General features: G+C 45.8%; 8 protein-coding genes, 3 rRNA genes and 3 riboswitches. All 11 genes read right to left on the bottom strand.

All coding sequences use genetic code 11. The features are described 5' to 3' along the window. Positions 1-84: 84 nt before the first annotated feature. The 11 genes from rrf to MHH50_RS03200 all read right to left on the bottom strand — a co-directional run bounded on the left by rrf (position 85) and on the right by MHH50_RS03200 (position 15539). Positions 85-201 (bottom strand): 5S ribosomal RNA (gene rrf / locus MHH50_RS03250). Positions 202-329: 128 nt separating this feature from the next. Then, positions 330-3255, bottom strand: a 23S ribosomal RNA gene (locus tag MHH50_RS03245). Between the two features lie 232 nt (positions 3256-3487). Beyond that, positions 3488-5045: ribosomal RNA gene (locus tag MHH50_RS03240) — 16S ribosomal RNA — on the bottom strand. The 16S, 23S and 5S rRNA genes sit together here, the layout of an rRNA operon. 366 nt (positions 5046-5411) lie before the next feature. After that, positions 5412-6221 carry a transglutaminase-like domain-containing protein gene (locus MHH50_RS03235; protein ID WP_038568647.1) on the bottom strand — a complete coding sequence of 270 codons (810 nt, stop codon included), beginning with the start codon at positions 6219-6221 and terminating at the stop codon, positions 5412-5414. Positions 6222-6234: 13 nt separating this feature from the next. After that, a riboswitch (cyclic di-GMP riboswitch) is annotated at positions 6235-6315 on the bottom strand. Between the two features lie 74 nt (positions 6316-6389). After that, positions 6390-6472, bottom strand: a riboswitch (cyclic di-GMP riboswitch). 113 nt (positions 6473-6585) lie between these two features. Continuing rightward, a complete protein-coding gene (locus tag MHH50_RS03230) occupies positions 6586-7251 on the bottom strand; it encodes a class D sortase (RefSeq protein WP_340033925.1) in 666 nt (221 codons plus the stop codon). Positions 7252-7353: 102 nt separating this feature from the next. Next, the gene (locus MHH50_RS03225) at positions 7354-7761 is read right to left on the bottom strand and encodes a GtrA family protein (RefSeq protein WP_076130538.1); all 408 of its coding nucleotides are present in this window, start codon (positions 7759-7761) and stop codon (positions 7354-7356) included. Then, a complete protein-coding gene (locus tag MHH50_RS03220; RefSeq protein WP_036679898.1) occupies positions 7748-8728 on the bottom strand; it encodes a glycosyltransferase family 2 protein in 981 nt (326 codons plus the stop codon). Before MHH50_RS03220 ends, MHH50_RS03225 begins: the two co-directional genes overlap by 14 nt. 97 nt (positions 8729-8825) lie before the next feature. After that, positions 8826-10604, bottom strand: a complete 1779-nt coding sequence (locus MHH50_RS03215; protein ID WP_340033924.1) for a phospholipid carrier-dependent glycosyltransferase — start codon at positions 10602-10604, stop codon at positions 8826-8828. Beyond that, a complete protein-coding gene (locus MHH50_RS03210) occupies positions 10594-12849 on the bottom strand; it encodes a glycosyltransferase 87 family protein (RefSeq protein ID WP_340033923.1) in 2256 nt (751 codons plus the stop codon). Before MHH50_RS03210 ends, MHH50_RS03215 begins: the two co-directional genes overlap by 11 nt. Before the next feature lie 400 nt (positions 12850-13249). Then, positions 13250-14650, bottom strand: coding sequence for an NCS2 family permease (locus MHH50_RS03205; RefSeq protein ID WP_036679893.1), 1401 nt, complete (start codon positions 14648-14650; stop codon positions 13250-13252). Positions 14651-14772: 122 nt separating this feature from the next. Next, positions 14773-14872, bottom strand: a riboswitch (purine riboswitch). Between the two features lie 202 nt (positions 14873-15074). Then, entirely contained in the window at positions 15075-15539 is a 465-nt protein-coding gene (locus MHH50_RS03200) for a hypothetical protein (protein ID WP_340033922.1), read from the bottom strand. Positions 15540-15676 lie beyond the last annotated feature (137 nt).

Raw genomic sequence — 15676 nt, 5'->3', positions numbered from 1 at the left:
CCCCATAACTTATCCACATTTTTAAAATTAAGCGGTAAAGGGAACAAAAAAGCCATTGTTGATAAATCAACAATGGCTTCGTGTGCTTGGCAACGTCCTACTCTCCCAGGACCCTTCGGTCCAAGTACCATCGGCGCTGGAGGGCTTAACGGTCGTGTTCGGGATGGGTACGCGTGGAACCCCTCCGCTATCGCCACCAAACATGCGTCTGTGAAACAGACGCTGCCGCGTGAAATTCGGTTCATCACCAGAAGTGACAATGAATTTCTAAGCGTGTTACAGGCTTGATGCCTGAAAACTGAATCCGAAACGAATTTGCATTCTAAGTATAGGATAAGCCCTCGACCGATTAGTATTGGTCAGCTCCATGCATTGCTGCACTTCCACCTCCAACCTATCTACCTCGTCGTCTTCAAGGGGTCTTACTAATTGGGAAATCTCATCTTGAGGGGGGCTTCACGCTTAGATGCTTTCAGCGCTTATCCCGTCCGTACGTAGCTACCCAGCCATGCTCCTGGCGGAACAACTGGTGCACCAGCGGTACGTCCATCCCGGTCCTCTCGTACTAAGGACAGCTCCTCTCAAATTTCCTGCGCCCACGACAGATAGGGACCGAACTGTCTCACGACGTTCTGAACCCAGCTCGCGTACCGCTTTAATGGGCGAACAGCCCAACCCTTGGGACCTACTTCAGCCCCAGGATGCGATGAGCCGACATCGAGGTGCCAAACCTCCCCGTCGATGTGGACTCTTGGGGGAGATAAGCCTGTTATCCCCAGGGTAGCTTTTATCCGTTGAGCGATGGCCCTTCCATGCGGTACCACCGGATCACTAAGTCCGACTTTCGTCCCTGCTCGACTTGTAGGTCTCGCAGTCAAGCTCCCTTATGCCTTTGCACTCTGCGAATGATTTCCAACCATTCTGAGGGAACCTTGGAACGCCTCCGTTACTCTTTAGGAGGCGACCGCCCCAGTCAAACTGCCCGCCTGACACGGTCCCCGTACCCGGTAAGGGTACTAGGTTAGAACCTAGATACGATCAGGGTGGTATCCCAACGGCGCCTCCACCGAAGCTTGCGCTCCGATTTCTACGGCTCCCACCTATCCTGTACAGATCGTACCCAAATTCAATATCAAGCTGCAGTAAAGCTCCATGGGGTCTTTCCGTCTTGTCGCGGGTAACCTGCATCTTCACAGGTATTAAAATTTCACCGGATCTCTCGTTGAGACAGCGCCCAAGTCGTTACGCCATTCGTGCGGGTCAGAATTTACCTGACAAGGAATTTCGCTACCTTAGGACCGTTATAGTTACGGCCGCCGTTTACTGGGGCTTCGGTTCATAGCTTCGGGTTACCCCTAACCACTCCCCTTAACCTTCCAGCACCGGGCAGGCGTCAGCCCGTATACTTCGCCTTGCGGCTTCGCACAGACCTGTGTTTTTGCTAAACAGTCGCTTGGGCCTTTTCACTGCGGCCCCCTCGTGCTATTCACACTACCGGGGCACCCCTTCTCCCGAAGTTACGGGGTCATTTTGCCGAGTTCCTTAACGAGAGTTCTTCCGCGCGCCTTAGAATTCTCTTCTCGCCTACCTGTGTCGGTTTGCGGTACGGGCACCTTCTCCTGGCTAGAGGCTTTTCTTGGCAGTGTGAGATCATGACCTTCGCTACTACAATTTTCGCTCCCCATCACAGCCCAGCCTTATCGATGTGCGGATTTGCCTACACATCAGCCTCACTGCTTAGACGGACATCCATCAGTCCGCGTCACTACCCTCCTGCGTCACCCCATCGCTCATAGCGGATTACGGTGGTACAGTAATTTCAAACTGTTGTCCTTCGACTACGCCTTTCGGCCTCGCCTTAGGTCCCGACTTACCCTGAGCGGACGAGCCTTCCTCAGGAAACCTTGGGCTTTCGGCGGATCAGATTCTCACTGATCTTTTCGTTACTCATACCGGCATTCTCACTTGTGTAGTGTCCAGCGCTCTTTTCAGTACACCTTCAACCCCTACACAACGCTCCCCTACCCCAGATGCAAAGCATCTAGCCATAGCTTCGGTGGTGTGTTTAGCCCCGTTACATTTTCGGCGCAGAGTCACTCGACCAGTGAGCTATTACGCACTCTTTCAATGGTGGCTGCTTCTAAGCCAACATCCTGGTTGTCTGTGCAACTCCACATCCTTTCCCACTTAACACACACTTGGGGACCTTAGCTGATGGTCTGGGCTGTTTCCCTTTTGACAATGGATCTTAGCACTCACTGTCTGACTCCCGGCAATAAGTATATGGCATTCGGAGTTTGACTGAGCTTGGTAATCCTTGCGGACCCCGCACCCAATCAGTGCTCTACCTCCACTACTCTTATACCGAGGCTAGCCCTAAAGCTATTTCGGGGAGAACCAGCTATCTCCGAGTTCGATTGGAATTTCTCCGCTACCCCCACCTCATCCCCGCACTTTTCAACGTACGTGGGTTCGGGCCTCCAGTGCGTGTTACCGCACCTTCACCCTGGACAGGGGTAGATCACACGGTTTCGGGTCTACGTCCACATACTAATTCGCCCTATTCAGACTCGCTTTCGCTGCGGCTCCACCTTCTCGGCTTAACCTTGCATGTTAAACGTAACTCGCCGGTTCATTCTACAAAAGGCACGCCATCACCCATTAATAGGGCTCTGACTTTTTGTAAGCACACGGTTTCAGGTTCTATTTCACTCCCCTTCCGGGGTGCTTTTCACCTTTCCCTCACGGTACTGTTTCACTATCGGTCGCCAGGTAGTATTTAGCCTTAGCAGATGGTCCTGCTGGATTCATACGGGGTTTCACGTGCCCCGCACTACTCGGGATCCGTCTCGGAGAGAATACAGTTTAGGTTACAGGGCTTTTACCTCTATCGCGGGCCTTTCCAGACCTCTTCACCTACCATATTCCTTTGTAACTCCATGTGAGACGTCCCACAACCCCTAAGAGCAAGCTCTTAGGTTTAGGCTGTTCCGCGTTCGCTCGCCGCTACTGACGGAATCACTATTGTTTTCTCTTCCTCAGGGTACTTAGATGTTTCAGTTCCCCTGGTCTGCCTCTACATTTCCTATGTATTCAGAAATGAGTAACTGCGAATTACCACAGCTGGGTTTCCCCATTCGGACACCCCCGGATCAAAGCTTGCTTACAGCTCCCCGAGGCAGTTTCGTTGTTCGCCACGTCCTTCGTCGGCTCCTGGCGCCTAGGCATCCTCCGTGTGCTCTTATTAGCTTAACCTTGATTCTTCCGAAGAAAAATCTCACTAATAACATTTACTTGTTTACACAAGTTGCTAAAAGATGTTCTAAAACGCAAATTCGTTTCGGTATCCAGTTTTCAAGGATCAAGTCTTACTTGAGAGCTTAAACTCTCAAAACTGAGCAACGAGTGAGTAACAGGCCTAAACCTGAGTTTTGGAAGTTAAACTTCCGATTTGAATGTTCTCATTGCAGAGAACGATTCTCCATAGAAAGGAGGTGATCCAGCCGCACCTTCCGATACGGCTACCTTGTTACGACTTCACCCCAATCATCTACCCCACCTTCGGCGGCTGGCTCCCTTGCGGGTTACCCCACCGACTTCGGGTGTTGTAAACTCTCGTGGTGTGACGGGCGGTGTGTACAAGACCCGGGAACGTATTCACCGCGGCATGCTGATCCGCGATTACTAGCAATTCCGACTTCATGCAGGCGAGTTGCAGCCTGCAATCCGAACTGAGACCGGCTTTGATGGGATTGGCTCCACCTCGCGGCTTCGCTTCCCGTTGTACCGGCCATTGTAGTACGTGTGTAGCCCAGGTCATAAGGGGCATGATGATTTGACGTCATCCCCACCTTCCTCCGGTTTGTCACCGGCAGTCACTCTAGAGTGCCCAGCATTACCTGCTGGCAACTAAAGTTAAGGGTTGCGCTCGTTGCGGGACTTAACCCAACATCTCACGACACGAGCTGACGACAACCATGCACCACCTGTCTCCTCTGTCCCGAAGGCCGCTGCTATCTCTAGCAGATTCAGAGGGATGTCAAGACCTGGTAAGGTTCTTCGCGTTGCTTCGAATTAAACCACATACTCCACTGCTTGTGCGGGTCCCCGTCAATTCCTTTGAGTTTCAGTCTTGCGACCGTACTCCCCAGGCGGAGTGCTTACTGTGTTAACTTCGGCACCAAGGGTATCGAAACCCCTAACACCTAGCACTCATCGTTTACGGCGTGGACTACCAGGGTATCTAATCCTGTTTGCTCCCCACGCTTTCGCGCCTCAGCGTCAGTTACAGCCCAGAAAGTCGCCTTCGCCACTGGTGTTCCTCCACATATCTACGCATTTCACCGCTACACGTGGAATTCCACTTTCCTCTTCTGTACTCAAGCCACCCAGTTTCCAGTGCGACCTCAGGTTGAGCCCAAGGTTTAAACACCAGACTTAAATAGCCGCCTGCGCGCGCTTTACGCCCAATAATTCCGGACAACGCTTGCCCCCTACGTATTACCGCGGCTGCTGGCACGTAGTTAGCCGGGGCTTTCTTCTCAGGTACCGTCACTCCGGTAGCAGTTACTCTACCGGACGTTCTTCCCTGGCAACAGAGCTTTACGATCCGAAAACCTTCATCACTCACGCGGCGTTGCTCCGTCAGGCTTTCGCCCATTGCGGAAGATTCCCTACTGCTGCCTCCCGTAGGAGTCTGGGCCGTGTCTCAGTCCCAGTGTGGCCGTTCACCCTCTCAGGTCGGCTACGCATCGTCGCCTTGGTGGGCCGTTACCCCACCAACTAGCTAATGCGCCGCAGGCCCATCCCTCAGTGACAGATTGCTCCGTCTTTCATTCTTCTCTCAGGAGAAAAAAGAAATTATCCGGTATTAGCTACCGTTTCCGGTAGTTATCCCAGTCTGAAGGGCAGGTTGCCTACGTGTTACTCACCCGTCCGCCGCTAAGTTATTTTGAAAGCAAGCTTTCAAAATAACTCCGCTCGACTTGCATGTATTAGGCACGCCGCCAGCGTTCGTCCTGAGCCAGGATCAAACTCTCCAATTAGTATTGAAAAGAGCGATATGCTCATTTTGAAACATCTGACGAGAAAATTAATTCTCTAATTTGGATTTCACTTGCGTGATTTCCTACTCACTCGTTGTTCAGTTTTCAAAGATCAAGTTCTCGTTGGCGCCGTTTAATGTCTCAGCAGCAACTCTTATAATATATCATGTTGTTTTCAGAAATGCAAGCTTTATTTTTCGAAGCTTTTTATCAGCCTCGTCTATATCGCCTGTACGCTGTCTAACAACGCTTACCTATAATACCCCAACTATTAATAGAAAAGCAACCCCTAATATAAAAATAAACAACTAGCTTAATAATTAAGCTAGTTGTTTATTTAATAGAGTTATGTTTCTAGCGACGAACTTAATAGTATTTTGCCGCAGTATATTTGCTTGAGGCTTTAATTAAATCGGTTTTCTTATCACTCTTTGCAAGTCCTGCATCCACTGTAGTATCAATGGTAACCCACTTCCCATTAAGCAACACTTCGTTCCAGGCATGATATTGCGTAACGTAGCTTGTATTCCCCATTACCAACTTAGCAGGAACATCTACACTCCGCAGCATTGCGGCAAAAAGAGAAGCGTAATCATAGCAAATCCCTTTTTTAGTAGTCAATGTCTTATCGATGCTTGGAATATAATCAGTAGTTACACTATTAGCAAGAGAGTAATCATATTGTACATTCGCAACTACATAGTTATAGATCGCTTTAACTTTCTCTTCGTCTGTTGTTTTGCCTTGTACTAATTGTTTAGCTTTGACAATCGCTTTATCAGAAGAACTCCATTTCACATTCTGTACGGAGCCCAAATATACGGAATTCGAGTCACTCATGGTTACGTCTACTACTTCGGAATATAATGCTTTGTATTTATTACCGGTTGTGTTCTCCAGAACAGAAACCTTATAAGTCCCATTTCCTTGTTGCAAAGGGAAGTCCTCAGCTTGTCCAGAAGCATACAAGTTATATGTATAGCTGCTGTTATCTTTGGTGATCATGAGTTTGATTCTTTTATCTTTCGGAATATCATAGTTAATACCAATCACACCTTGAGCCACTTTGGATGTAATCAACCAACTGGCATCTGCACTTGCAGCTTGAGCTGTACTTACCGGAACTGAAGTCATTAGGACGAACAACGCCACCAGCATAAAATAAACCTTTTTCACGGATAAAACTCCTTTCGGTAGCTGGCTGCCATCCTTTCGGGAAGGCCCTTTAGCTTTGCGTCCCTACCTTTCGATAGGTTTGCCGTTATCGTATAAGCTCTATCTGTTCTAGCTTTACTAGATATAATTGATAGAATCCATTCGAAACAAACAAAAAAAGCCTCTTCATTCGGTAGCTGGCTGCCATCCTTTCGGGAAAAGGCCCTTTAGCTTTGCGTCCCTACCTTTCGGAAGGTTTGCCGTTATCGTGTTTAGCTTTCATAGTATAATACTATCATATTTATAGTTGTGAACAAGACCTAATTTACTAGATTACCCATTATTTTATAAATATCTCCCGGTATTTGTGTTTTCTTGTCATTCACTATTCTCCTTTTGTTAATTTGGCATGAACAATCAGCCGATGCGTTGGATTCACTAGCGGATCACATGTAATCAGAGTAAGAATCTTATCCTTGTTATTCCCGTCAAGAACGGAGACGTCACTCGGATCTACAACAGAAATATCATACACCTCATAGTTAAACACCTGATCACTAGTCTTTATCGTGATGACGTCCCCCACAACAACCTCATTCAATCTGTTAAACAAACGACCCGTAGTTCTAGCCCGATGCGCCGCGATTGCAGCATTCCCGATCTCTCCAAGGGGTGCCGTTTCTTTCATATGGGCTGCAGCATGTTTCATATTAGCTTTTGTAGCCCCTTCTAATACAGGCAGCTTCAAATCAATCTTATCGATTTCAATTAGTGCGATTACTTTGCCACCGACTTCAATCTCCGGTTCAGGCTTTTCTGTCTCTTGGGGTTGGGGCTGTGCCTGAGCATCCAGAACCGATTCCTCTGCTAACAGCTGAGTAACTTCAGCATACCTGCTCTTTAGATCTGGCTGGGGAGTACTATCGGCAGTGCTTAGTTCAGCCGTTTCTAATAACTTCTCCTGCTGCCTGTCGTTGTACCACTCGTTAGCTGTCGGATATAACATGATAAGTATCCCAGCCAGTATGAGTAGATAGGAGAATTTACGCAATGTTATTCACCTCCGTATATTGTTTCTATGGTTATATACAAATCAAGCAGAAACAGCTACTTGCCTTTAAGCATAGCAACTCCTTCTGCCTGAAATTAATGTTTAAAATACCCATTTACGACTTCCAAAGAAATTGATGATCACCGTGATAAAGGTAACCAGCACCTTGGAGATCAAGACTTGAATACCTAGTTTATCTGTCAACAGATGCATTAACAACAGTGATATTCCGAGCACTACCAGATTCAGCACGATAAACTTGACCAGCTGTACGCGGTCGAAGCCTTCTTTATTCCCCCGGTTGCGATCACGAAAGGTAACTTTTTTATTCAAAATAAAGCTATTCGCCGTGCCTGCACTATAGGAGATCACCTGCGCCAATGCGTATACCATCCCTAGTGAATTCAACAATGTGAAAATCACAAAATCAATAAGCGTATTGAGCAAACCTACGGCATTAAATTTGAGGAACTGTATGAATGCAGCGCGCAAGTTCTTATCTGACATCATTGTGGTCCTTCCGGCGGTCCAGTTGTTCTTCGTTCTGGTAGCCTTTAGTCTCACTAACAATATATAGCGGTCTATCTTTAGACTCGTCATAAATCCGTCCGATATACTCCCCAATCACACCCAACAGCATCAGAACAATACCGTTAAAGAGCAGATTGACACCTACAATGGAAGCCCAGCCCGGAACCGTCCAGGAGGTGAAAAATATCCTTTGGAACAAGACGAAAAATAAATAGAGAAAGCTAGAAAATGAAAGAAAGAATCCAATATACGTAGCAATCTTAAGCGGCTTATGTGAAAAAGAGGTGATGCCATCTAACGCAAAACGAATCATTTTCTTCAGCGGATATTTGGTTTCTCCAGCAAAACGTTCTTCCCTTTCATATTCCACCATAGTCTGCTTGAAGCCAACCCAGCTCACCAAACCTCTGACATAGCGGTTCTTTTCTTTAAGTCCCCGCAGGACATCACATACCTTACGGTCAATAAGACGGAAATCGCCTGTATCCGTAGGAATATCTACACTTGTCATACTGCTGAGCAGGCGGTAAAAAAGCTTCGCGGTGACCTTTTTGAACATCGTTTCTCCGTGGCGCTTCAGGCGTTTCGCATATACAACGTCGTAGCCCTCTTTCCACTTCTCGATCATTTGCAGAATGACCTCCGGAGGATCCTGAAGATCAGCGTCAATAACAACAACCGCTTGACCTTCGGCATAGTCCATGCCAGCTGTAATCGCTACCTGATGTCCGAAATTACGCGAGAAGTCAATCAGCTTGACATGCTCGTCTCGTTCACAGATCTCCCGAATCATCTGGGCGGAACGATCACGACTGCCGTCATTGACGAAGACCAGCTCATAAGTATCGCCGCACTCGTCCATTACTTTTTTCAAACGTTCATAAGTATGGCTAATTACTTGCTCCTCATTGAACATGGGTACAATCACACTATATCTGGCTTTCACCTTTATTCCTCCTACAAGCTTTTTGGAGCGTTACATCCATCTACACTTCATAATAACGCTGCATGCATAAACTTATTTTATAGATTTTTATTAAATCCTAGAAAACCCAAGTTGGGAACCAACGCAGCATATCTTTCACGTAATCTCCACTGACCTGCATCCCTGACAGTACCGGGTAGAAAGCAATAAAGAGCAGCAAAGCAACAGCTACATAGACATACTGTACGTAACGGGCCTCAGGGAATTTACTATCCAGCAACTTCATTATATATACAATACCAAGAATCATAAATGGCACCATAGCAAAATAATGGTAAATAAACGTTTCTCTTGGGACAAGCATCCACGGAACATATTGCGAGAAGAAGGCGATCCAGATCATGTAGAGGTTCTTATCTTTACGTTTCAGCGTAATCCACAGCGTTGCCAGCATCGCAAAAATACCCGTCCACCAGATAAGAGGATTCCCCATAGTCACTATACTGCTGACCTGACCTTCCGGCAAACCTTCACCGCCGCTAAAGAACCAGACCGGTCTCTTCATAAACGGCCATTGCCACCATGAGGAAGCAAAAGGATGTGTAGCTACAAGCTGGCTGTGGTAGTTGTACATATTCTTTTGGGAATCAATCAAACCTTTTATAGTGAAGCCCTCTGCTGATGCAGATAACCCCGGCACAAAAGATAAGCTATAAATAATTACTGGAATAATTACAAAGAACCCGATACAACTAGCCAACGTAATAATAGTCTTTTTCCAAAAAGAATCTACTGCTTCACGACAGGTGCCCAGCAATTCCTTGTCTTTAATCTTCCCCTCTGCCAGCAGGCGTCCGGAGGCTTGGTATTCTCTGTAGCGTTCACAAAGGGAGATAGCCAGCATAATGGCCAGCCCTGCTCCTCCATAGAGCACAATCCATTTCGAAGCTACGCCGATTCCGAAGAATAAGCCAGACCAGAATAACGGAATTAATGTTTTTCTTAAAGGCTGCTTGTAGAAATTCATTGTGTAATACCGCTGCATAAAATAGAACATCAACATAATGAAGAATACTCCGTATACGTCAATCGTGGAGATTCTTGTCTGTGTGAAATGCATGAAATCCAGCGCAAACAATCCTGCCGCGAGGGCGGCGTATTTGCTTTTCTTAAACAAACGCAGCGCCATTACATATATAAGAGGTAACATGGCAACTCCGAACAATGTTCCGATAATACGCCAGCCGAATGGATTGACTCCGAACAGCTCCATACCTATGGCAATCAACAGCTTGCCAAGCGGTGGATGCGTATTCTCGTAAGGCACAATCCCGTGTGTATATTCATAAGCTGTTCGCGCATGATAGATCTCGTCAAAATAAGTACTATTCATAAAGTTAGAATATTCCGGAATGAGCGCCTGCTCGTCAAAAAGATTGGCCGCTGCTCCTCTTTTAGGTACAGCGTTAGCATCCGGTGTCACACCGGCAATAGGAAGGGGGATTCTTTCTCCCCCCTGCTCATAAAAGGCCATTTCGTTCAAAGTGAACCCTGGAGAGGTAACTGTAAACTTCACATATCTCGCAGTAACGTTCAGGGGTTGGCTTTTCCAGATGAAGACATTCCCGACATCCTCACTGACATCCATCGGACTGCTCCAGACCTCAGGATTGTCGCTGAATTCCAGCTTGAACTTACCCGTGCCCACGCCACCAAGGATATTGACCCGTTCCAATGGTTTACTCTGCCCCAAATCTACATAGAAGCTTTCACCACTGGCAGCAGGCTCCCATAAGGTCTCTGGAGATTTAGTAGAGCCAAGATTATATAAAGCAAGCGCTGCGTAAACGGCCGTAATAGCTATTATGCATATCCAATCTATACGCTTAAACTTCATCGTTAAATCGCCCTCCCTTCTGATGCGGTTTAATTTGCCCGACAACTCTCAAATCTTCTTCATACTGTTCTTCCGGTGTAATTGGCGCTGGAAGAGGTTTTATTCCCTTGCGGACATACACATCGTATCCGATATTCAGCATATAAAGCAGTAATGCTAGATTAGCTATAGCAGTCACTAATACGATTCCGTCTGCACCCGGGCTAACATCTGCATTCAGGTGGGATAAGGTGTACGCCACATTGGTGTATTGCGTTAAGCTGAATCCGAGAAATAGCGATAAAAAGCGGCGGTCCCGACTTTCTATATAAGTAAACAAACAAAGAATAAGAGCAGGGAACATATAACGTTCATGCATTTTGGTGCCAAGCACAAAGACCACTACTATAAGCACCATCCCGATAAAATAGGATTTGGTCAGGTCCAAGCGATCCTTTTTAAAGGAATAAAATGCCGCAACAGCTACAGCCACTAAAATAAATATGAAGCCCCATACACGGTATGGAATGCCAAGCCAGGTTAGATCAAGGGATGACCACATCGGATCAGTCAGTGCATACAGATTAAATGCATTCACTGAAGAATACGGATAGGAAGATAACGTACTCTTGTAAAGATCAATAACCCCTACCAATCCTCCGTTATTCCAGAAAAACGGTGCCGCAAGCAATCCGAAGATCCCTAATCCATACAAAGCTCCGAATCCAAGCTGCTTCCAAGCGCGGTGATGATAAAAAGCAAACAACAATACCGGCGTGAATATCAACGCTTGCGGTTTAATTAGCGTCGCTAAGGCAAACAAAATTGCGGAGCGGACAAACTTTTTGTTCGCAGCGCCATGGATACTGAGCAGCAGGAAGATCAAAAAGAATGAATCTGCTTGTCCCCAAGCCGCTGAATTAATAAGTACCGCTGGGTTAAACAGAAACAACAACATTAAGCCGAAAGCTATTCCTGTGCCGAGTTTTTTGCGTGACATTTGATAAATGAAGTAGCCGAGCACCAAATCAGAAAGGATCGCAGGGAGCTTGAAGAGCAAATTCTCTCCACCTGAGCCCTGAGTGAATCCTAAAACGCCACGAATGGCGCTAAGCACGTACAATATGTACAAATAGCCAGGAGGATAATCGGCAAAATAACCTTCTTCATAAAATTTGCCTGGACCTAAATCCACCATACGCTGTCCCCAAGAAATAAAGGTATTCATATCATTCTGATATCCTTGCGCGGTAAGACCAATCCACACTCTCAGGATAAAAGCAATTCCGATGGCAATGCTCAGCCATTTGGAATAAATATTCTCAGGCTGCTTCATAAGCTTCTCACTACGGAATGCCTTAGTATAAAGCACTGCAAAAAACACGCTAAACAGCGCTGAGATCAGCAACATCTTAGTTGGAGATACTTTATGTGGAGTGTCTGCCTTTTTATCGCCGGCATCTGGACTAACCGCTGAACTATCCAGCGAAATGACGTTAGCCCCTTCGGGAGCCGCGTCTAATTTTTCTACAGCAAAATCATCAAAATAAGCCTTACCTTGAATCAAGCTAGAGTAGCCGCCCAGACTTGCGCCTATGCCAAATGACTTCTGCTCCGGTCCTGTCTGGCCGATATATTCAAGATACTGCCATTCACCTGCCGTATCAGTTACGCTGGGATACCCCCCGCCTACTCCAACGGCAAGAATGTTGGCGCCCATTCCCTCGCCTGCTGTACTTACTACTTTGATCCATCCAGAGATTTTATAATAACTATTCGGCGTAGCCTCAATCGTCTGCACCCATTTCGAATGATTGGGCTCGATATTCTCAATGACTGCCGCCTTGCTGCCGGAATGAACTTCCTCCGATTGGATTGAAAGTAGAGCTGAGTTGTCTCCTGAAATCCACATATCCTTAGTCCAGTTAGAAGGCGCATCATCTCCCCCCTCCTCAAAGCCAGGGTTCTGCAATAGATTCCCCTCTGCATAAATGCTTGTTACAGGAAGCACAAACAATAACAGCATCAATACAGTCATTACGGCCGCACGTGTACTCTTGATCATCGTCCCAACCTCACCTCGTCCTATATTCATCTTAGTCCAGCCAAAAGCATATCCCTTCTGAAAAACAGCTCCCGAATTAGTGTATTTCACCGTTGCTAAGAAATCATTTGGATTGATTTTCTCATAAAAGAGCATATAAATATAGGGTATGTTAACCTTATCTGGATCGCAGACCCTTCCATCCACAATATTCCATTCCATAGGATCGCTCTAAGCTTCAAGTTTCTTATATAGACTCTTATATAGAATAGAAGAATCGCAGTGGCTAAAGCAAATACCGGAGCAAAAAAACAGGCCATTCTATCAGCATAAAGCGAGAGAACTAACAAAATGGTAAGACCATAGGACCATCTAGGGGTTTGAAGTATTTTCAGTACAAAATAAACAGAGATCAGGATCAAGGAGGGAACAAATTGGACTCTAACGCCAAGGCTGCCTCGTCCTGAACATCACCTCTTCAACAATATAATCTAAATCATAGATGATGAAAAGCTAGAAACATAGACTAGCCTGAATGGTTAAGTGCCAACAAAAATATAAAAAAAGGGCCCCCTCAGTTATGAAGGAGCCGTTGAATGCACATCTGTATGCTATATATGAGTTAGCCCGCACTACCAAGAAATACATAACGGAGAATAATCAGAATAGCAAGTACCCACATCATCCAGTGAATATCGTATTTTTTCTTGCCAGCAAGGTTAGCTACACAAGCAAGGATTACATAAGTTACGATACCAAAGGAAATACCATTAGCAATATTATAAGTGAAAGGCATGATTACTAGAGTAAGGAACGCTGGAATCGCAACAACCATATCTTGAAAATCAATTTCGCGAATCGATTGTGCCATGAGCACGCCTACGACAATCAATGCTGCGGCTGTAGCAGATCCAGGGATCAGAGCAACTATTGGTGCTAGGAACAACGCAAGCAAGAAGCACACACCCGTTGTTACAGCTGTAAGACCTGTACGTCCACCTTCAGCAACACCTGCCGCGCTTTCTACAAAAGCAGTAGTAGTGGAAGTACCCAATGCCGCACCACCAGCAACAGCAATGGCATCGACAAACATTGCATTACCTACACGTTTGTTACCTTCTTCAGGGTTGTCCATAATACCAGCGCGTTGAGCAGTACCTACAAGTGTACCAAATGTATCGAACAATTCTACAAAAGTGAATGTTGCGATTGCTGAAACAATACCGGTGTGCAGGATACCATCCCAGTCAAATTCGAAAAAGTTCAATTGCGTCAGGTCAGGCACCCAAGGGGTTGTCGGACTGGACAAAGAGCCAAAATCAACTACACCCATCAGTATACCCGCGAGGGTTGTACCCAAGATACCGAATAAAATCGCACCTTTAACTTGCAGTACCATCAGGATGGAAATAAGAAGCAATCCGATAATTACCAACTGTACATCAGTGTTCTCTAGACTACCCATATGAATGATTGTTTCAAAGGATAGGACATCTGTGAATGTATTGGCGGAAATATCTTTACCAGCTTCGACACCAATCGTCATCAAACCACTGTTCTTAAGCCCAAGGATTGTAATGAACATCCCGATACCTACGGTAATGGCATGCTTCAAGCTGTCAGGAATGGCTGTCAGTAAGATCTGCCGCACTCGGGTAACCGTGAGCAGGATGAAGATCAAACCGGAAATAAATACTGCGGTCAGACCCATTTGCCAAGTGAATGGATGTTCTGAGGTTGCAGAAGACAAAATTACGGAAGCAAAGTATGCATTAAGTCCCATACCTGGTGCCAATGCTACTGGAAAGTTTATAAACACGCCCATTGCAATGGTGAAAATACCTGCTGCCAGCGCAGTCGCTAGAAATACAGAGTACCAGCCCATATCGATGCGGCCAAATGCTGTTAATGTGCTCGGATTAACCGACAGGATGTAAGCCATAGCCATGAACGTAGTCAAGCCGGCCATTATCTCTGTACGTACTGTAGTGCCGTTCTCTTTCAACTTGAAAAACCGATTCAAATTGTTCTCCCCCTAAGGTATGTTGTGGCTGACAGCAACAAAAAGCCGGTATCTGATCGACACCGGCTCGAAAAAAAGAGTAGCACCCATGACTATAGCCCTAGATTCAGGACAATACGGGTTGCTCAGCTCTTCTTAATCGTAGCCAGGTCATTACGGTGACCTCGTAGAAACTTCCAGGCCTATTCCCGGAAATATACGAAAGAATTATGTTGTTGTGCTTTATCATTTTAGGTGGACATCACATAAGTTGTCAATGAAAAAAGCGAACATTTTCGACTTTATTTTTTCTATTGTTCGTAATTCATACATTTTTATCTTTAACTTCAACCCCAAAATCCTTTAAATCATGCAGCTTATTAACTATCAAAAGCCTTATCAAATGGGTATTTTTCCCTACAAAACGATTTCGATGTTCCCTGGCTTATTGCCCTTTGGAATACTGATAGCTATGCCAAGAATTAGCAAAATGCCCTATAACTAAACAAATCACTGCAATACCCAACCAGAAAGATCTGCCCCATATAGCCGCAAATCCAAATGCACAAACAGGGAGAACTGCCATGGGAATCGGAAGAAACAATAATGGAGCCCATAATAATCTAAATTGCTGCCCCTTAACCATATAACGAATCCATAAACCGTAATAAATCGTGATAAACACAAAGATAAGTACAGCCCAGATCCCGAATTCTACATTTTCAAAGTCATCCTTTGAAATCGCAAGAATGGCTATACACCCCAACTGCCCTACTCTCTCCAAAAGAGTGTAAAAGATACCGGCATCTTTTAAACCGCTGGGAACATGATCGGGCGGAAACTTAATCATCAGTAAACTTGGGGCAAGAATAACCATAGCTATTAGTGTTCCAATAAGTGAGAATCCCATTCTAATGGCTCCTGTAAGTTTATTTTTCCCAGTTTATCACATTCTCTAAAGTTGCTATATAGGGTCCGTCACAAGCTTCACGGTTAATAAAAAAAAACCTGCAGTCCCTTAATAAATAAGGAGCTGCAGGTTTGTTA

Source organism: Paenibacillus sp. FSL H3-0302, from assembly GCF_037982245.1.
GTDB classification, from domain to species: Bacteria; Bacillota; Bacilli; order Paenibacillales; family Paenibacillaceae; genus Paenibacillus_AQ; species Paenibacillus_AQ odorifer.
This window is presented reverse-complemented; position numbering and strand designations above follow the sequence as displayed.

What these genes read in the sequence shown, in the direction of transcription:
- MHH50_RS03225 (WP_076130538.1), bottom strand. Translation starts at nt 7,761, where the DNA reads ATGATGTCAGATAAGAACTTGCGCGCTGCATTCATACAGTTCCTCAAA.
- MHH50_RS03200 (WP_340033922.1), bottom strand. Translation starts at nt 15,539, where the DNA reads ATGGGATTCTCACTTATTGGAACACTAATAGCTATGGTTATTCTTGCC.
- MHH50_RS03215 (WP_340033924.1), bottom strand. Translation starts at nt 10,604, where the DNA reads ATGAAGTTTAAGCGTATAGATTGGATATGCATAATAGCTATTACGGCC.
- MHH50_RS03210 (WP_340033923.1), bottom strand. Translation starts at nt 12,849, where the DNA reads ATGGAATGGAATATTGTGGATGGAAGGGTCTGCGATCCAGATAAGGTT.